This window comes from Halomonas llamarensis (assembly GCF_023555005.1).
GTDB classification, from domain to species: Bacteria; Pseudomonadota; Gammaproteobacteria; order Pseudomonadales; family Halomonadaceae; genus Vreelandella; species Vreelandella llamarensis.
Genome location: NZ_JAMJPJ010000083.1, coordinates 1 through 982 on the forward strand (window position 1 = coordinate 1; position 982 = coordinate 982).

2 protein-coding genes are annotated in these 982 nt (G+C 56.9%); both read left to right on the top strand.

Features of this window, described 5'->3' with window-relative positions:
- Nucleotides 1–618 (top strand): PD-(D/E)XK nuclease family transposase (locus M8006_RS17655; RefSeq protein WP_250084516.1); only part of this gene is annotated, 618 nt, incomplete at its 5' end.
- A gap of 89 nt (nt 619–707) precedes the next feature.
- A partial coding sequence (locus M8006_RS17660) for an Rpn family recombination-promoting nuclease/putative transposase (protein WP_250084518.1) occupies nt 708–982 on the top strand: 275 nt, incomplete at its 3' end.

The window sequence follows — 982 nt, forward strand, 5'->3', positions numbered from 1 at the left end:
GGAGAGGACTACGAAGAGTTGCGCGCTTCGGTGGGCTTGCATTTGCTCGACTTCGATCTGTTTACGGAATCCGCCGCTGAACGTGAGCAAGCGATTTGGCGCTTCGAGATGCGCGATGAACGTCAGCCCAAGATCTCGCTGGGGAACGTGTTACAAATGAACCTGATCGAACTCAACAAGGCGGATCGTTTGGGCTTGCCAGAAGGCCCACTGCGCGCCTGGATCACCTTCTTCAAGCACTGGCAGGAGGAATTAACGATGGCCAATGTCGCCCATGAACCCGTCAAGCGTGCCATGAGCCGTATTCGCGAACTCAGCGCGGATGAAGAGACCCGCCGTCTTGCGTTTGTGCGGGAGCGAGCGCTGCGGGATGAAGTGTCGTTTTTGAATGATGCGAAGCGGGAAGGTGAGAAGCTGGGTATAGAGAAAGGCCGCCAGGAAACCCTGCAAGAGGCAGAAGAGCGGGTAAAGGAAGCCGAGTATCGCGCGCTGGAGAGCAAGCGCAATGCGGCCCGTAAGCTGATCGCCCGTACCGAAATGGATGACCAGGCGATTGCAGAAATCGAAGAGCTACCGGTTGAAGACGTTGAAAAGCTGCGCGGCGAAACGCAGCACTGACCTGCTTTCATTCCTGTCTATCCCCGCCTGACGCACCAAGGCGCTCTGGCGAGCCGACCGAACTCACCGGCAAATACATCATCCTCGACGTGCTGGCCCGCGATGGCGAAGGCAACTGCTATAATGTTGAGGTACAGGTACGCCGTTACGGGGCCTGGCACAAAAGGGGATTATTCTATTTAACCCGCACGCTGGGCAACCAGCTGAGTGTCGGAGAGGACTACGAAGAGTTGCGCGCTTCGGTGGGCTTGCATTTGCTCGACTTCGATCTGTTTACGGAATCCGCCGCTGAACGTGAGCAAGCGATTTGGCGCTTCGAGATGCGCGATGAACGTCAGCCCAAGATCTCGCTGGGGAACGTGTT